The 14,422-nt window shown below is 42.2% G+C and carries 20 protein-coding genes; 17 read left to right on the forward strand and 3 right to left on the reverse strand.

Going from position 1 to position 14,422, the window contains the following annotated elements; genetic code table 11:
* Positions 1-104: 104 nt before the first annotated feature.
* Positions 105-854 (reverse strand): DNA polymerase III subunit epsilon, encoded by a 750-nt coding sequence (dnaQ, locus tag AC5JQI_RS13935; protein ID WP_493912602.1) that lies wholly within the window; start codon positions 852-854, stop codon positions 105-107.
* 63 nt (positions 855-917) lie between these two features.
* Between dnaQ and rnhA the strand changes: the two genes are divergently transcribed.
* Positions 918-1,388 carry a ribonuclease HI gene (gene rnhA / locus AC5JQI_RS13940; protein WP_493912603.1) on the forward strand — a complete coding sequence of 157 codons (471 nt, stop codon included), beginning with the start codon at positions 918-920 and terminating at the stop codon, positions 1,386-1,388.
* Between the two features lie 46 nt (positions 1,389-1,434).
* Here the strand turns inward: rnhA and AC5JQI_RS13945 are convergent, their stop codons facing one another.
* A complete protein-coding gene (locus AC5JQI_RS13945) occupies positions 1,435-2,148 on the reverse strand; it encodes a methyltransferase domain-containing protein (RefSeq protein WP_493912604.1) in 714 nt (237 codons plus the stop codon).
* Positions 2,149-2,199: 51 nt separating this feature from the next.
* On the opposite strand from AC5JQI_RS13945, the gene gloB reads away from it, so the two are divergent.
* The 3 genes from gloB (at position 2,200) to AC5JQI_RS13960 (ending at position 5,425) form a co-directional block, all read left to right on the forward strand.
* Positions 2,200-2,955 carry a hydroxyacylglutathione hydrolase gene (gloB, locus tag AC5JQI_RS13950; protein WP_493914685.1) on the forward strand — a complete coding sequence of 252 codons (756 nt, stop codon included), beginning with the start codon at positions 2,200-2,202 and terminating at the stop codon, positions 2,953-2,955.
* Between the two features lie 72 nt (positions 2,956-3,027).
* Positions 3,028-4,359, forward strand: a complete 1,332-nt coding sequence (mltD, locus tag AC5JQI_RS13955) for a murein transglycosylase D (RefSeq protein ID WP_493912605.1) — start codon at positions 3,028-3,030, stop codon at positions 4,357-4,359.
* Positions 4,360-5,050: 691 nt separating this feature from the next.
* On the forward strand, positions 5,051-5,425 hold the full coding sequence (locus tag AC5JQI_RS13960; RefSeq protein ID WP_493912606.1) for a hypothetical protein: 375 nt from the start codon (positions 5,051-5,053) through the stop codon (positions 5,423-5,425).
* Positions 5,426-5,488: 63 nt separating this feature from the next.
* Here AC5JQI_RS13960 and AC5JQI_RS13965 read toward each other — a convergent pair whose 3' ends face one another.
* Positions 5,489-5,617, reverse strand: a complete 129-nt coding sequence (locus AC5JQI_RS13965) for a hypothetical protein (RefSeq protein WP_272903029.1) — start codon at positions 5,615-5,617, stop codon at positions 5,489-5,491.
* 110 nt (positions 5,618-5,727) lie between these two features.
* Between AC5JQI_RS13965 and AC5JQI_RS13970 the strand changes: the two genes are divergently transcribed.
* The 13 genes from AC5JQI_RS13970 to AC5JQI_RS14030 all read left to right on the forward strand — a co-directional run bounded on the left by AC5JQI_RS13970 (position 5,728) and on the right by AC5JQI_RS14030 (position 14,406).
* Positions 5,728-6,267, forward strand: a complete 540-nt coding sequence (locus AC5JQI_RS13970) for a MepB family protein (protein WP_493912607.1) — start codon at positions 5,728-5,730, stop codon at positions 6,265-6,267.
* 207 nt (positions 6,268-6,474) lie between these two features.
* Positions 6,475-7,125, forward strand: a complete 651-nt coding sequence (locus AC5JQI_RS13975) for a GIN domain-containing protein (RefSeq protein WP_493912608.1) — start codon at positions 6,475-6,477, stop codon at positions 7,123-7,125.
* Between the two features lie 137 nt (positions 7,126-7,262).
* Entirely contained in the window at positions 7,263-7,790 is a 528-nt protein-coding gene (locus AC5JQI_RS13980; RefSeq protein WP_493912609.1) for a hypothetical protein, read from the forward strand.
* A gap of 101 nt (positions 7,791-7,891) precedes the next feature.
* Positions 7,892-8,116 carry a hypothetical protein gene (locus tag AC5JQI_RS13985; protein WP_237387115.1) on the forward strand — a complete coding sequence of 75 codons (225 nt, stop codon included), beginning with the start codon at positions 7,892-7,894 and terminating at the stop codon, positions 8,114-8,116.
* A 140-nt stretch (positions 8,117-8,256) separates the two neighbouring features.
* The gene (locus tag AC5JQI_RS13990) at positions 8,257-8,370 is read left to right on the forward strand and encodes a DinI-like family protein (protein WP_493914686.1); all 114 of its coding nucleotides are present in this window, start codon (positions 8,257-8,259) and stop codon (positions 8,368-8,370) included.
* 235 nt (positions 8,371-8,605) lie between these two features.
* On the forward strand, positions 8,606-8,809 hold the full coding sequence (locus AC5JQI_RS13995; protein ID WP_323854758.1) for a tail protein X: 204 nt from the start codon (positions 8,606-8,608) through the stop codon (positions 8,807-8,809).
* Positions 8,810-8,818: 9 nt separating this feature from the next.
* Positions 8,819-9,082 carry a phage holin family protein gene (locus AC5JQI_RS14000; protein WP_237387113.1) on the forward strand — a complete coding sequence of 88 codons (264 nt, stop codon included), beginning with the start codon at positions 8,819-8,821 and terminating at the stop codon, positions 9,080-9,082.
* Positions 9,083-9,116: 34 nt separating this feature from the next.
* A complete protein-coding gene (locus AC5JQI_RS14005) occupies positions 9,117-9,620 on the forward strand; it encodes a lysis system i-spanin subunit Rz (RefSeq protein ID WP_493912610.1) in 504 nt (167 codons plus the stop codon).
* Between the two features lie 146 nt (positions 9,621-9,766).
* Positions 9,767-10,402, forward strand: coding sequence for a phage baseplate assembly protein V (locus AC5JQI_RS14010; protein ID WP_493912611.1), 636 nt, complete (start codon positions 9,767-9,769; stop codon positions 10,400-10,402).
* On the forward strand, positions 10,399-10,740 hold the full coding sequence (locus AC5JQI_RS14015; protein WP_493912612.1) for a GPW/gp25 family protein: 342 nt from the start codon (positions 10,399-10,401) through the stop codon (positions 10,738-10,740). The genes AC5JQI_RS14010 and AC5JQI_RS14015 overlap by 4 nt, the downstream gene beginning before the upstream one ends.
* 3 nt (positions 10,741-10,743) lie before the next feature.
* A complete protein-coding gene (locus tag AC5JQI_RS14020) occupies positions 10,744-11,652 on the forward strand; it encodes a baseplate assembly protein (RefSeq protein WP_493912613.1) in 909 nt (302 codons plus the stop codon).
* On the forward strand, positions 11,645-12,340 hold the full coding sequence (locus AC5JQI_RS14025; protein ID WP_493912614.1) for a phage tail protein I: 696 nt from the start codon (positions 11,645-11,647) through the stop codon (positions 12,338-12,340). Before AC5JQI_RS14020 ends, AC5JQI_RS14025 begins: the two co-directional genes overlap by 8 nt.
* Positions 12,337-14,406, forward strand: coding sequence for a phage tail protein (locus tag AC5JQI_RS14030; protein WP_493912615.1), 2,070 nt, complete (start codon positions 12,337-12,339; stop codon positions 14,404-14,406). Before AC5JQI_RS14025 ends, AC5JQI_RS14030 begins: the two co-directional genes overlap by 4 nt.
* The last annotated feature ends 16 nt before the right edge of the window (positions 14,407-14,422 follow it).

A 14,422-nucleotide genomic window follows, 5' to 3' on the forward strand; every position in this document is an offset into this window, starting at 1 on the left:
TACGGGCTATGATAAAATCCGTCAATTGCTTTTTATGGCAAAATGGTTCACTTGCACAGTTTTTAGCCTTAACAATATATTTCCTTCCATTTTGCACTATTTTGTCAATGTGTCTGTTCGGATTTTGACCGCCAGAGACAACTTCCCCCTTTCTTTTCCACCAAGTCTAAGCGGGATTCATGCTGAATTAATTCTTCATCAGATGCATGAATAACTTTTAATCCAGACTGAGGGCGAGTAACTTTCTGAATTTCTGCAATCAAAGCATTGCTTGAAATTTCTCCTTCCATAGAAAAAGCCAGTGATGTTTGACCACCAGTCATCGCTAAATAGACGTCAGCCAGAATCTCGGCATCGAGCAATGCCCCGTGGAGAGTACGTTTCGAATTATCAAGTTGATAACGGTCACATAATGCATCAAGGTTATTGCGCTTGCCGGGGAAAAGTTTCCTTGCCAGCATCAGGCTGTCTGTAATGGTACAAAAATCCGCCGTTGGCGGAATATCACGATTCAGCTTACTAAACTCATAATCCATAAAGCCAATATCGAACGTCGCGTTATGGATAATTAATTCAGCGCCGCGAATAAACTCAATGAATTCATCGGCTATATCAGCAAATAACGGTTTGTCCTGCAAAAATTCATCGCTTATGCCGTGAACTTCAAATGCCTCTGGATCAACCAGACGTTTAGGTTTTACGTAAATATGAAAATGGCGCCCCGTCAAACGACGGTTGATAACTTCCACTGCACCAATTTCAATGATGTTGTGTCCCTCATAGTGAACACCTAACTTGTTCATACCGGTTGTTTCGGTATCAAGGACGATTTGGCGGGTAATTGCAGTGCTCATAGTGTTTTTTTGTGTCAGACTTAGAGTTTTGATTAAAGATGATATAGGAAGAGTCTACCAAAGATGAACAAACAGGTAGAAATTTTCACCGATGGTTCTTGCCTCGGCAATCCCGGCCCTGGCGGATATGGCATTTTACTCCGTTACCAACAGCATGAAAGAAAAATGAGCGGAGGTTATTTTCGCACGACCAACAATCGCATGGAGTTAATGGCTGCGATTATCGGGTTGGAGACGCTGAAACACCCTTGCACCGTGATCCTGACAACTGACAGCCAATATGTCCGCCAAGGAATTACTCAATGGATCCACAATTGGAAAAAACGCGGCTGGAAAAAAGCAGACAAATCTCCCGTGATTAATGTTGATCTCTGGCAACGGCTTGATAACGCCATTTCACGACATGATATTGACTGGCGCTGGGTCAAGGGCCATACCGGACACAGGGAAAACGAAATATGTGATGAACTGGCCCGCGCAGCCGCCAATAACCCTGCTCAATTAGATGATGGTTATATCGAAAGTGAAAATTAGCCTGTAATTATCGCTTTTATCTTTCAAAGTTGTGGCAGTGAAAACATTAACGACGGTGGAAATTTTTCACTGCCCCCAACACATTACTGAACTTTGGTTTTAACAATGTTGCCCGCATGGAGTTCAGTGTCAAAGGTATTGTCCGCTTGCGGGCAATAATCACATTCAGGCAACCAAATATTGATGCACCAGCGTTATAACAACTATCCCCGCTTTGCCACGGTAAAACATGGAAGTTCGTATGATGAATCACCTCATAGTTTAGCAGGCGGAGCCAATCCAATTGCCGAAGCATAGAAAACATTTGTGCCCGACAATCCAGTCGGCGATATATCGGTGAAATCGCTTTCCTTAATCCCAATACACTTAATGGATTAAAACCACTGATAATCAACCAGCCATCATCAATGATTATTCTATCTACCTCTCTTAACAACCAATGAGGATCAATGCTATAAGTCAACATATGCGCCAACAGGCAAGCATCGGCAGATTTAGTGGCAAAAGGAAGATAGTGGGGATCAGCCATTACATCCATATTCTGCCCTTGCAAACCTATGTTGACTTGATGTCTGACCAGACAAGAACGGCTATTAATTTCTGTACTTAAGCTACCGATTTTCAATAAATGAAAACCAAAAATCTTTGGCCACCAAGATTCCAATTGACGTTCCAGAGCGGCGCGGTAATATTCTCCCCACGGTAGCTCAGCCCAAGAAACGGGAGGGGTTATTTGCTTAACTGAACGTGCTGTTTGCATGTCATCTTCCTTTCAACCTACTATAAATCTACTACGAAAATGAGGCATATGATGGAGCTTATCAGGATCTCAGCCCTTTTAGATAATTACATTTGGTTACTTTGTGATGAAGACAAGCGTTGTGTCATTATTGATCCCTCAGAATCTCAGCCTGTCATTGACATTTTAGCAGCAAATCAACTTATTCCTGTGGCAATCTTCCTGACACACCACCATCACGATCATGTTGGCGGTGTACCCGGATTACTCATAAAACACCCGGGATTACCAGTGTATGGCCCTGAAGAGACCCGAAAAAAAGGCGCAACCCAAATTGTCCACGAACATGAAACCATTGAAATCGCGCACTTCTCTTTCCGTGTCATAGAATTGCCGGGCCATACACTCGGCCACATCGCGTTCTATCAAGCTCCCCACTTATTTTGCGGAGACACGTTATTTTCTGGCGGCTGTGGGCGATTATTTGAAGGCACCGCTGAACAAATGTTCTCTTCTCTTGGAAAAATTTCATCACTACCTGATGACACATTAATTTGCTGTGCACATGAATATACAGCGGCAAATATGGCATTTGCAAAAGCAGTATTGCCTGATAATCAAACCATTCACAATTATTACCAAAAAATTATTGAGCGGCGTGGAAATAGACAAGCAACAGTACCCACAACTTTACAGACAGAGAAAAAAATTAATGTTTTCTTAAACTGTCACGATATTGATTTACAAAAAAATATCGGTATCAAACCTAATTCAATATCACTTTCTTCTGTTTTTCAGCAATTAAGGGCTTATAAAGATCGATTTTGATTTTGTTGGGTTGTCTTCTGCGTAATAGGTCAGTATGATCGCTCACCTTTTAGACAAACATCAAAAGAGAACATGAAGACAAAAGCGATCTTATTCGCTTCTGTTTTGCTTGCTGGGTGTCAATCGAGTCTGCAACCAAAGGCTCCATCTCAGCAGCATACACAGAAGATGTCTTCGACGAATCAGAAAATAGACAGTATTGCAGGGCAAGAAGATTCTGCAAACTGGAAGGAGAGTCCGACAACCCAACAAGATTTATGGGGACATATCCGTGATAAGTTGAAGATGGAAATTCCTAGTAATAGCAGAGTGCTAAAGCAACAAAATTACTACATGAAACACAAGAGCTATCTCCAAAATGTGACGTTGCGGGCAGGCCCGTACATCTATTGGATAGTTGAGCAGCTTGATAAACGAAAAATGCCAATGGAATTGGTGTTGCTGCCCATAGTGGAGAGTGCTTTTAACCCCCATGCTACCTCTTACGCTAAGGCCGCAGGTTTATGGCAGATTATCCCAAGTACAGGCCGCCATTATGGTTTGACACAAGACAAGTGGTACGATGCCCGGCGTGATGTTGCGGCATCAACGACTGCCGCACTGGATATGTTTGAGCAGCTGAACAAGAGGTTCAATGGAGATTGGTTATTAACCATCGCCGCTTACAATAGCGGTGAAGGCCGGGTAATGCGTGCAATCAGAGACAATGCAGCGAAAGGAAAGCCGACAGATTTCTGGTCGTTATCTCTGCCACGGGAAACGATGCATTATGTTCCCAAGATATTGGCATTAAGCAACATTATTCGCCATAACAAAGAGTTCGGTTTCAAGCTACCAGAATCCAACAATCAACAAGCGTTGACCAAAGTTGAGGTGGGACAACCAATCATGTTATCCCAAGCGGCTAAATTATCTGGACTATCGTTAACATCTGTCAGAGCATATAATCCGGGTTATAAACAAGGTATGACTTCCCCTCATGGACCGCATTACATCATGCTGCCAAAACAGAACGTCAGCCAGTTTAAAACCTCATTGACTGATGAAAACGTTCTGAAGGATATCCGCCTGTCTGTGACGCATAACGCCCGTAAACTACAACAACAAGGCCAATATACAGTTCGTGCCGGAGATACATTGTCAGCGATAGCCAAGCGCTTCAATACCACCCATAGGGATTTACAGCGATTTAATAGCCTGAAAACAGCGGATCGGCTTAAAATCGGGCAAGTGCTGAAAATCGATAATAGTGGCCCTGTCACTTATCGGGTACGTAGAGGCGACTCTTTTTCCAGCATCGCCAAACGCCATAATGTCAATCTCAATGATCTGATAAACTGGAATAAAAACATTAAAATCAAAGAAATGAAACCCGGTATAGCACTGACGCTTTATCTTAATTAAGTTGTTTTATCGTTTCCGATCTATGCTCCCTGTCTTTTTAGACAGGGAGCATAGATAAACGTATTATACCCATCGTCTTTCAAGTTCCAGCTTTGTTAGCTGTACTCACTCACCCCAGTCACATAGCCTGCTACGCTCCTGAGAACTCAACTCCTTTACCGCCACGCTGCAACTTGAAATCCATTGGATATATAAAACAGTGACTGAGGTAATATTATTTATATCAATAATATAATCTACATAAATTCTAATAAATTATTCATTATTAAAAATAATCTAAAAAATATTTTGCATTTTAAGTAACAAGCTAAAATCCCACCTCCAGTTATCACACAATAAAAACCGACGATTACGCTTCATTAATCGTTAATGAGATACATTAATTAAAAATTCATTTAATTGAATAAGGTTTTTTATGAAAAACATCAGATTAACCAAAAGTCAAACCTCAAATTAATTTGCCTTTTTATTATTATCCATACTATCAACTTCATCTTTTTCTTCAGCCGATCATCCTATAACTATTAACAACGAAACAAAATACACAATAATAGCCTATTCATCACCATCATATAGACGTTGTACATATAAACCAATTGAAACCAAAGTTGATGTTATAACTGTTAAACCCGGAAAAAAAGGAGTATTTATTTGGGAAGATAAAGATAGATTTGGACCTTGTTTCTTCCAAATGAAATTCACTTCATTTAAATTAATCACACAGGATAATAAATTATTATGGTCTGGCCGTATTGGTATGATAGAACAAAAATATGGTTATATTGACCCAGATTATTTTTATGGGATATTTTACTCCAAACAATATTGTCCGGCCCGCATGGATGAAGTAAATATCATATCTGATGGCCCAACACCTCCATATTTTATCCAAGCCAGCTTTAACTCTACACCGATACCTCTAGTATCTCTTTATTATATGTATAATTACAGAGTAAGTACCATGCACAAATCTAACAATAGCTGGGCTATGACTATTACTCAACCACCTGAAGGAACAATCCTTCAAGATGCAGGAAATCCTGAATATTGGACATGTTACGATTAAATTATTTTTCTCAAATCGGGATTTACTTCATTATGTACAATTTCTGTATTTGATATCATCAATTTATACCCATTGGATTTCAAGATGCAGCGCGACGGCAAGGGAATGACAAATTCGTCGGGAACGAATTTGCCCAGCCAAAGGCTGGCCTCCGGTGAAAGGCAGGAGCCTTTCATTAATCCCCTGGAGCATAGATAACTATGTGACCGGTGTGAGTGAGCGCAGCCAACAAAGCTGCAACTTGAAAGACGACAGGTATATAATTATTTTTTTAACTTACTGAATAAAAATAGAGGTGTGAATTGACATCATTGAAATCAGATAACTTACCTTCTACTTTTTCCGAAATTAAGGATTATCTTTTACTTCATTTTAGGTTCCAATTAAGTAGCATTCCTTATTTCGAAGCAGAAAGCCGTGACTACAACGCCATGTGTTTTAAGCTGAATGGAAAATCGATCGTTTTTCGTCAGGCTAAAACTACACCTAACAAACAGGGACAATTCGTCACTCTTTGGAAAAGGCCCACACCAGATTCAAAAATCATGCCTTTTGAACACAGTGATAATATTGATTTCTGCTTAATCGCCACTTTTTCAGGGAATCAAAAAGGTATTTTTCTGCTCGATACACATACCCTAATAGCGAAAGGTGTTTTTTCGACATCATCGAAAAAAGGTAAAAGGGCTATTCGAGTTTACCCGACTTGGGAATCCCCTACTTCAAAACAGTCTATTCAAACACAAAAATGGCAATCTTTACACTTTATAGATTTCAATAATCAGGAAGATGCCATTGCGAGATTTAAATATCTATTTGAAAACAATAATAACCTCAGTTAATGATGATCGCTAAATAGTTCAATTCTTCTTTAAATAGCTTAGGGATTAATTACACTCAAATATAAGAATTACTGAATGTAGACTCTCAAGATATTTTATTTTAAGATATAAACTCTATAGTTATGAACATTCTAATAACATCACCTAATGTTTCTTGAATTTTAAAAATATTACAATATTAACCTTATCCCATCTCATAGGTATTTTATGAAAAAAATTGCGATTTTTATGGCATTAATTTCAGGTGCAACATTCCATTCTGCAATAGCAGCAGAAAAAATCGTTGAACTTCAGAAAGTCACTGGTGTTAACGCACAAAAAGGTATTAATCTGACGATCAAATGCGCTGCTAATCCGTCCTTAAAAATCAAAGGACTACAATCCGCTATCGATAAACTCGATATTAATCACGATGAAAACATGCTTAGCTTAATTAACAATGCTAACAACAAAGACAATGTTTTCTCTCAAGGCCTTGATATTACTTTATATACTAATCAACCATTGAATAATCTCACAACTAAACAAGGGGTGAAAGTGAAAGTGGCAGCTTGTGCCGTCAATAGTGAAAGATTGGAAGTAACCGGTGAAATGGGTAGTAAAATTGATGTTGAAGGCCACACCAAACACTTAGATTTAGGGCTGGATATGGGAGCTGTATTTAATAATTCATCTCAAAAATTTAGTGCTGATTCCGCCCAAGTAAACTTAAGTATGGGTGCCAAAGCCTCTCTTTGCCATATTCCTGAGATTACAGGTAATCTGACAGCCGGAACCAGTATCTCTGTGGATAAAAATACAGTAGTCAAAACCAGAAATAATTTAGCCAGCGAGATTTCCACAGATTCTTGTTCTTAAAAAAACGCAATTATTTCGATAAGTGAAGAAAACAGTTCCCATATTCTTCATCACTTATAGGAACTGTTACCAATCACACGTTTTTATTTCAAATAACGTTCAATTGATTTGTTTATGATTTTATCAGCCTCTGCTAAATGCAGTGTGGCGAAATCAGTCACAGCTTGGGCGAGTCGTTGCGTATACGCCAATTTCAGCAAATAGGTGGTGTTTCGGTTTGGCGTGAATTACGCCGTCTAAAAGAAATAAATTTACCTGATGACAAAATCAAGGCGGTTTTGCAGGCGGCTTATACTCAAGCACAGGGTGAGCCATGGGTTACACGCTGTGACCTGATCATTCTCTTATCGTATAAATATATACCATTTGGCAGCCCTTATGGCGAGGATATTCACTCCATACAAGGCGTCACATCGCCACTTTTATCCCGGGATGAATTTATCTGCACACGCCTTCATCAGTGGTCTATTGTGCCGAAATCTGATGCCTCTGTACCTGAATGTGGTGTTCATAAAAACAACGCAATATTTTCCTCTTGGAGTTCTGTCAATAACTGTACGGATGATCAGATAAATCACTCTAGAGATGAAAGGAGTGGTATAACAAAAAGTAGCATGGTGTCATTAGTAAATATTTCCATAAAAGTAATAAGTGATAGTTACTAACTATTAAATTTTATCATTATAAAAGGAAAAAACCACTTTAACTTTTTTCCAATCAGGTGTACTGTATATATATACAGTTTTATATGGAGGCGAATATATCAGTGGAATCTCTTATGGAATCATTGGTAGCGCAACGTATTAATTTTATTGCCAGAATGGCAACAAGTTGCGAATGCAATCATGCGGAAGACAAAGAACTGGCTTTGGTTTGGATAGCGGAATTATCTGCACCTTATGAAAAAAGACTCGATAGTTATCAAAATTCGTCAAAAAACAACTTATTAGATAACGATATGTCGGGAAGTTCGGGTTCAATAGAAGAATAGATTTGGCGGAAGAACAGGATGCGAGTGGAGATACTTTTCTATAGGCAAGCTAATGTTTCTGAAGTAACCATGTCTGCACTTGAAAGTGAACTAAAAAAAGAATACTACCGCAGTATCCTGATACGCATTTTAGAATTGCAATCAGTAGCAATACCTCCGTAAGAGTGACAGAAACCCAAAATAGTAGTGAACATAACCAAATGATGGAACTTATTCAAAATGTCTGGGAGGATGATAGTTGGCTGTCGGATTAGACCCGACAGAATAGGGATATCCTCCAACAGATGTCAAGGTATTATAATAAGATAAGACAGCATAAAGGCAGGAAATTGTTTCCTGCCTTTATGCTATTTAGAGCAAGTAAACGAAACTGTTGTTCATTTTTGTGCCGCCAGCCTAACAAATTCCTCTTATTGAGGCATATTCCTGATTATCCGATCATAACTCTTCGATTTACAGACTGTTTTCTGCAAAGAAAAAGGAGAGTGTATGCAAGTTATCGCACAACAAAATGAAACGGTTGATTCCATATGCTGGCGTCATTATGGACGTACGCTGGGAATGACAGAACGCGTGTTACAGGCAAACCCAGGATTGGCTGATTTTGGCGCGGTATTGCCTCATGGAACAAAAGTTAAAATGCCGGAGTTCATGCCTGCAGCCAGCAAGCCCATTATCCAGCTTTGGGATTAAGAGGCATGTATGGATAAATACAGCCACGCTACTTATACCTGCGCCAGTATCACAGCCATTTTTTCCGGCCTGTCTTTATATGAATGGAGCTTTATTCTTGGGGCGTTCGCCAGTATCACCCTCGGTATTCTGACCTATCTACTCAATCGTAGGGAACAGATGAAACGAACCCTAATTTTGAAAAATATTCTGGAAAATTTGGAATTAGAACCCGCATCTAAATCGACCAAGATTGTCAGCGAGCTGATCAAACAAGCGCCGAAAGATTTGTAGTATGCAGGTGAACTGGCTTGTAGGAATTGGCACGATGAAAAAAACGCCTTTAATTGTCAGTCTGGTGATTGGTGGAATTCTTGGTTGGTGGGGACATCGTTCCTTATTTCTCAGTGAATTGGCAGGATTGAAACAACAGCATGCTGCACAGCTTGTTGCTATCAACCAACAAGCGCGTTCAGAAACGCTGGCTGCTATCCAACAAATGAAAGAAGCACAAAATCGGGCTGCGAAACTGGATGAATACTATTCAGGAAAATTAGCTCATGTTACCGAAGAAAATGCTGCTTTGCGAACTGACATTGCTGCTGGTTATCGGAGGGTGCAAATCGCCGCCGCCAACCTTGCTACCTGTCAACATCCCCAAAACCGAGATACCGGCTCCCGCAGCGTGGGCGATGGAACCCAAATCGAACTCACTGCAGAAGCTGGACGCGCTATTTACGATATCCGAACCGGAATTATCCGCGATCAAACCAAATTAGACTACCTACAACAATACGTACGTGAAGTTGTTCGGCAATGTAAAGCAGAGTGATTGTGTCTCATCAAGAAAGCCTTCTTTCATTATGGAAGAAGGCTTTCATTTTGTTGATTTCAAAATATTTTATTGCTGAGTTTGTATGTTGTTTCCTACAAATCCGGCTTAATGTCCGACCTGCTTTTTCATGGCATTCTTACACCATGAACACACAACTCACTGAACTGATGCGCTTATTGCGCAACCTGATCCGAACAGGCGTCATTACCCAAGTGGACACCACAAAGGGAATGTGCCGGGTCGCGACAGGCAATCTTGAAACCAACTGGCTGCACTGGTTGACATCCAGAGCGGGAAACTCCCGCACATGGTGGGCGCCCAGTGTCGGTGAGCAGGTTTTATTACTGTCCATAGGCGGAGAATTGACTACTGCCTTTGTATTGCCTGCGATTTTTTCAGATGATTTTCCGGCACCATCAACCTCTCCTGAAGCGACACATATTACGTTTCCGGATGGTGCAGTGATGGAGTATGAACCGCAATCCGGCGCATTGACTGTGACTGGCATCAAAACCGCGACAGTGACTGCATTGGATTCCGCCCATATTACCGCGCCGGAAATTACCTGTGTCGCCAGCACCCGAATCACGCTGGATACACCGGAAGTCATCTGTACGCAGCTAATGAGCACAGGCAATTTGATTGTGCGCAACGGCGGCAAAATGACGGGCAATATTGAACACACCGGAGGCACATTCAGTTCCAACGGCGTGGTCGTGGATTCCCATAAACACACCGGCATCAGGTCAGGCGGTGACACATCAGGAGGCCCAGTATGATGTATCTGGGAATGAATCGGCAGACAGGCCGGGAGTTGGCAGATCTGGCACACGTCCGGCAATCCGTCAGCGATATTTTATTAACCCCCATAGGCAGCCGTATCGCGCGTCGTACTTATGGCTCTTTACTGCCTGAGCTGATCGACTGGCCACAGAACCCGGCGCTCCGGCTTCAGGTCATGGCGGCCAGCTATACCGCAATCAGTCGTTGGGAACCCCGTGTGACGCTAACGTCCATCACGATGGAAACCGGACAGGACGGCAAAATGGTGGTGGATATCACGGGTACTTATCATCAATCCGCCAAGGAATTTTCACTTTCTATTCCGGTGAGGTAAAGCATGCCAACAATCGATTTAAGCCAGTTGCCACCACCGGATGTGGTTGAGCCACTGGATTACGAACAACTGCTGGAAGAGCGCAAAAAGGGATTGATATCGCTCTATCCAGAAGATCAGCAAGACGCTATCGCCCGTACCTTGCAATTGGAATCTGAACCTTTGGTCAAATTGCTGGAAGAGAACGTTTATCGCGAGTTGCTTTTGCGTCAACGGGTTAACGAAGCTGCCAGAGCGGTGATGGTAGCCTATTCGACAGGCAGGGATTTAGATCAACTGGGCGCGAACAATAACGTATCCCGCATGGTTCTCAGCCCTGCGGACAACTCAACCATACCACCCACTCCGGCAGTGATGGAATCTGACAACGACTACCGCATACGCATTCCGCAAGCTTTTGAGGGCTTGAGTGTTGCTGGCCCAGTCGGTTCTTATGAATACCATGCCCGCAGTGCGGATGGTCGTGTCGCGGATGCCTCGGCAATCAGTCCGTCGCCGGCTAACGTCACCGTGACCATTATGTCGCGTGAAGATAAGGGAATCGCTTCCAAAGAGCTGCTGGATAAAGTTGAAAAAGCACTGAACGACGAAAACGTACGTCCGGTGGCGGATCGCCTGAAAGTCCAGTCAGCGAACATTGTGGAATATGAAATTGATGCGGTGCTGTACATCTTCCCGACACCGGAATCAGAACCTATCCGCAAGGCCGCTGAGCAGAAATTGAAACACTATGTTGAAGCGCAGCATCGTCTGGGGCGTGACATTCGCTTGTCGGCTATTTATGCGGCACTGCATGTAGAAGGTGTCCAGCGCGTGGAACTTAAAACACCGCTGAAAGACGTCGTGCTGGATAAAACTCAGGCGTCTTACTGTACCAAAACCACACTGACGATGGGAGGCTCGGATGAGTGATCGCCTTCTGCCTATGGGCTCGACTCAGCTAGAACTTGCGGCGGCCAAAGCCTGCGCAGAATTGCAGAATATCAAAGTCCCGCTCCGCGAACTGTGGAATCCGGATACTTGTCCTGCATCGTTGTTGCCCTATCTGGCATGGGCTTGGTCGGTAGATCGCTGGGACGAAAATTGGCCTGAGAGCACCAAAAGGGAAGTAATCAAAAACTCGCTGTTCCTGCATAAACATAAAGGGACGATTGGTGCGATTAGGCGGGTGGTTGAACCGTTGGGTTATCTTATCCGCGTCAAAGAGTGGTGGCAGACCAACGATGCTCCCGGCACTTTCCGACTGGATATTGGAGTACTGGAGAGCGGCATTACTCAGGAAACATTTAATGAACTGGAAAACCTGATTTTTGATGCCAAGCCAGTGAGCCGACATCTGATTGGGTTGGATATCAACTTAGATACACGCGGTGAATATCACTACTCGGCAGCGACATACAGTGGCGACGAGCTGACAGTTTACCCCTATTTCCCGGAACAAATCACGGTATCCGGCTCAGAAATCGTGGGCGCGGGCATACATATTATTGACGATGAGTTGATCGTTTATCCCTATTTCCTAGAAGAAGTGACTGTAACTGGCTCAGATTTTATGGGCACAGGGATACATATTATTGACGACATGAGGATTAGACCATGAGTACCAAATATTTTGCGCTGTTGACACAGTTAGGCGTGGATAAATTGGCAAATGCTGCGGCACTGGGGACTAAAATTGAAATTACCCATATGGCTGTTGGTGATGGTGGCGGCAGTTTGCCGACACCGGATACCAAACAAAACAAACTGATTAACGAAAAACGTCGTGCAGCGATTAATACGTTGAGTATTGATCCGAAAAATACCAACCAGATTATTGCTGAGCAGGTTATCCCTGAAAACGAAGGCGGCTGGTGGATCCGTGAAATCGGCCTTTATGATAAAGACGGCATTCTGATCGCGGTGGGTAATTGTGCAGAAACCTACAAACCCCAATTGCAGGAAGGCTCCGGTCGTACCCAGACTATCCGCATGATCCTGATTGTCAGTAGCGCTAATTCGGTGACATTGAAAGTTGACCCATCGGTGGTTCTGGCGACGCGTGAGTATGTGGATGACTCTATCCAGAAACACGCGAACAGCCGTAACCATCCTGATGCGACGCTGAAAGAAAAAGGATTTGTGATCCTGAGCAGCGCAGTAGACAGCAATAGCGAAACTTATGCAGCAACACCGAAAGCGGTGAAAACAGCTTATGATTTTGCTAATGCAGCGAATAATAATGCGAATGGCCGCGTTCCGTCTGGCCGTAAAGTGAATGGTAAAGCGCTGAATTCGGATATTTCGCTGAATGCAGGGGATGTTGGTGCGTATAACAAAGGTGAAACTGATGCGCGGGTAAATGAAGCAAAAAATTTGGCAAATGCTCGTCTGGAGAAAAGTCAAAATGGTGCTGACATTCCAAACAAAGATGAGTTTGTGAAAAACCTCGGTTTAACAGAAACCAAAAAACAAGCCCAGAATGCGGTGCCAAATACGAGAAAGATAAATGGAAAATCGTTGGTAGAGGATGTGACCCTGAGTGCCGAGGATATAAAAGGGGAACCGCGTTTTAACACCACAATTGACCTGACTGGATTGAGCAGTGACCGCTATTACCCTGTGTGGTGGCAGTTTCCAGCAAATAATGGAGCTAACTCATGGTTGACTATTCATCGCTGGTATTCGGAAGATCAGAAAAAAGAACCCTTTGGTAAAGGGATAACCCATCTGGCTGGATTATCATTGCAGATTGAAGGGGGGGATGTTCCTTGGGGTGGGGATGCTCAATACCTGAATATTAAGCGTATCAGTCAAACTTACCGTAAGACGGTCAAAAATATTCGTCATGGTATGATGAGTATTGCTAGGCCTATTGATGGGAAATATCCGCTTTATCAGGGTGCTAAGTCTGGTAATATTGTCGAATGTAAAAGGTATAGTGGTTGTTATTTACGGGGCGGTTTGACTTACCATGTGACGAGCAATTTTTCCGATATTCGTTATTCCCGTAAAGATGGTGAAGTTGAAATTTCTCGTGCTCTGGCATCCGATAATAGTTTTGAAATTAAGTGGACAGCTAAATCCTATTCCATTGATGATCCTATATTAGAAAAGGATTATGATGATATGGTAACACCTTACGCATATGATCTTTCAGATATACTGTATCCAGTAGGAATAGTCGTATGGTTTGCTCAGAATAAAAATCCCAATACTCTTTTTCCTAAAACACAATGGAAATATATTGGTGAAAATAAAACAATCCGTTTAGCTAATCAAAACGGTACCAATGTGCTCTCTGCTGGTGGGAATGATTCATTAACACTCACAGGATCACAAATTCCATCACATAATCACTCTTTTAGTGCAACTACCAATAGTTTTGATTATGGGACTAAAACTACTGATTCTAATGGAAATCACTTCCATGATAGTGGATGGGGGGAAGCTTCTGGTGCCCGATATGGAATTTATGATAACACAAAAAATAATATAGGCTCTGGGGATACTGATAAGGATAATTATAAGTTTACAACCAGTACTGATGGTGCTCATACTCACACAGTACGTCTTGGTGCACATACTCACTCAGTGTCAGGTACAACGGGAAATGCCGGCAGTAATTCAACGATAAATATTACCAATTCGTATGTCATGTTAATGGGATGGTATAGGACTGCATAAAAATACAATTCTATTG

The organism is Xenorhabdus sp. XBWT (assembly GCF_059072735.1).

What these genes read in the sequence shown, in the direction of transcription:
- AC5JQI_RS13975 (WP_493912608.1), top strand. Translation starts at nt 6,475, where the DNA reads ATGAAAAAAATTGCGATTTTTATGGCATTAATTTCAGGTGCAACATTC.
- AC5JQI_RS13945 (WP_493912604.1), bottom strand. Translation starts at nt 2,148, where the DNA reads ATGCAAACAGCACGTTCAGTTAAGCAAATAACCCCTCCCGTTTCTTGG.
- AC5JQI_RS13995 (WP_323854758.1), top strand. Translation starts at nt 8,606, where the DNA reads ATGCAAGTTATCGCACAACAAAATGAAACGGTTGATTCCATATGCTGG.
- AC5JQI_RS13980 (WP_493912609.1), top strand. Translation starts at nt 7,263, where the DNA reads ATGCAGTGTGGCGAAATCAGTCACAGCTTGGGCGAGTCGTTGCGTATA.
- AC5JQI_RS14030 (WP_493912615.1), top strand. Translation starts at nt 12,337, where the DNA reads ATGAGTACCAAATATTTTGCGCTGTTGACACAGTTAGGCGTGGATAAA.
- mltD (WP_493912605.1), top strand. Translation starts at nt 3,028, where the DNA reads ATGAAGACAAAAGCGATCTTATTCGCTTCTGTTTTGCTTGCTGGGTGT.
- AC5JQI_RS14005 (WP_493912610.1), top strand. Translation starts at nt 9,117, where the DNA reads ATGAAAAAAACGCCTTTAATTGTCAGTCTGGTGATTGGTGGAATTCTT.
- AC5JQI_RS14000 (WP_237387113.1), top strand. Translation starts at nt 8,819, where the DNA reads ATGGATAAATACAGCCACGCTACTTATACCTGCGCCAGTATCACAGCC.
- AC5JQI_RS14010 (WP_493912611.1), top strand. Translation starts at nt 9,767, where the DNA reads ATGAACACACAACTCACTGAACTGATGCGCTTATTGCGCAACCTGATC.
- AC5JQI_RS14025 (WP_493912614.1), top strand. Translation starts at nt 11,645, where the DNA reads ATGAGTGATCGCCTTCTGCCTATGGGCTCGACTCAGCTAGAACTTGCG.
- AC5JQI_RS13965 (WP_272903029.1), bottom strand. Translation starts at nt 5,617, where the DNA reads ATGCTCCAGGGGATTAATGAAAGGCTCCTGCCTTTCACCGGAGGCCAG.
- AC5JQI_RS13960 (WP_493912606.1), top strand. Translation starts at nt 5,051, where the DNA reads ATGAAATTCACTTCATTTAAATTAATCACACAGGATAATAAATTATTA.
- AC5JQI_RS14015 (WP_493912612.1), top strand. Translation starts at nt 10,399, where the DNA reads ATGATGTATCTGGGAATGAATCGGCAGACAGGCCGGGAGTTGGCAGAT.
- rnhA (WP_493912603.1), top strand. Translation starts at nt 918, where the DNA reads ATGAACAAACAGGTAGAAATTTTCACCGATGGTTCTTGCCTCGGCAAT.
- gloB (WP_493914685.1), top strand. Translation starts at nt 2,200, where the DNA reads ATGGAGCTTATCAGGATCTCAGCCCTTTTAGATAATTACATTTGGTTA.
- AC5JQI_RS14020 (WP_493912613.1), top strand. Translation starts at nt 10,744, where the DNA reads ATGCCAACAATCGATTTAAGCCAGTTGCCACCACCGGATGTGGTTGAG.
- dnaQ (WP_493912602.1), bottom strand. Translation starts at nt 854, where the DNA reads ATGAGCACTGCAATTACCCGCCAAATCGTCCTTGATACCGAAACAACC.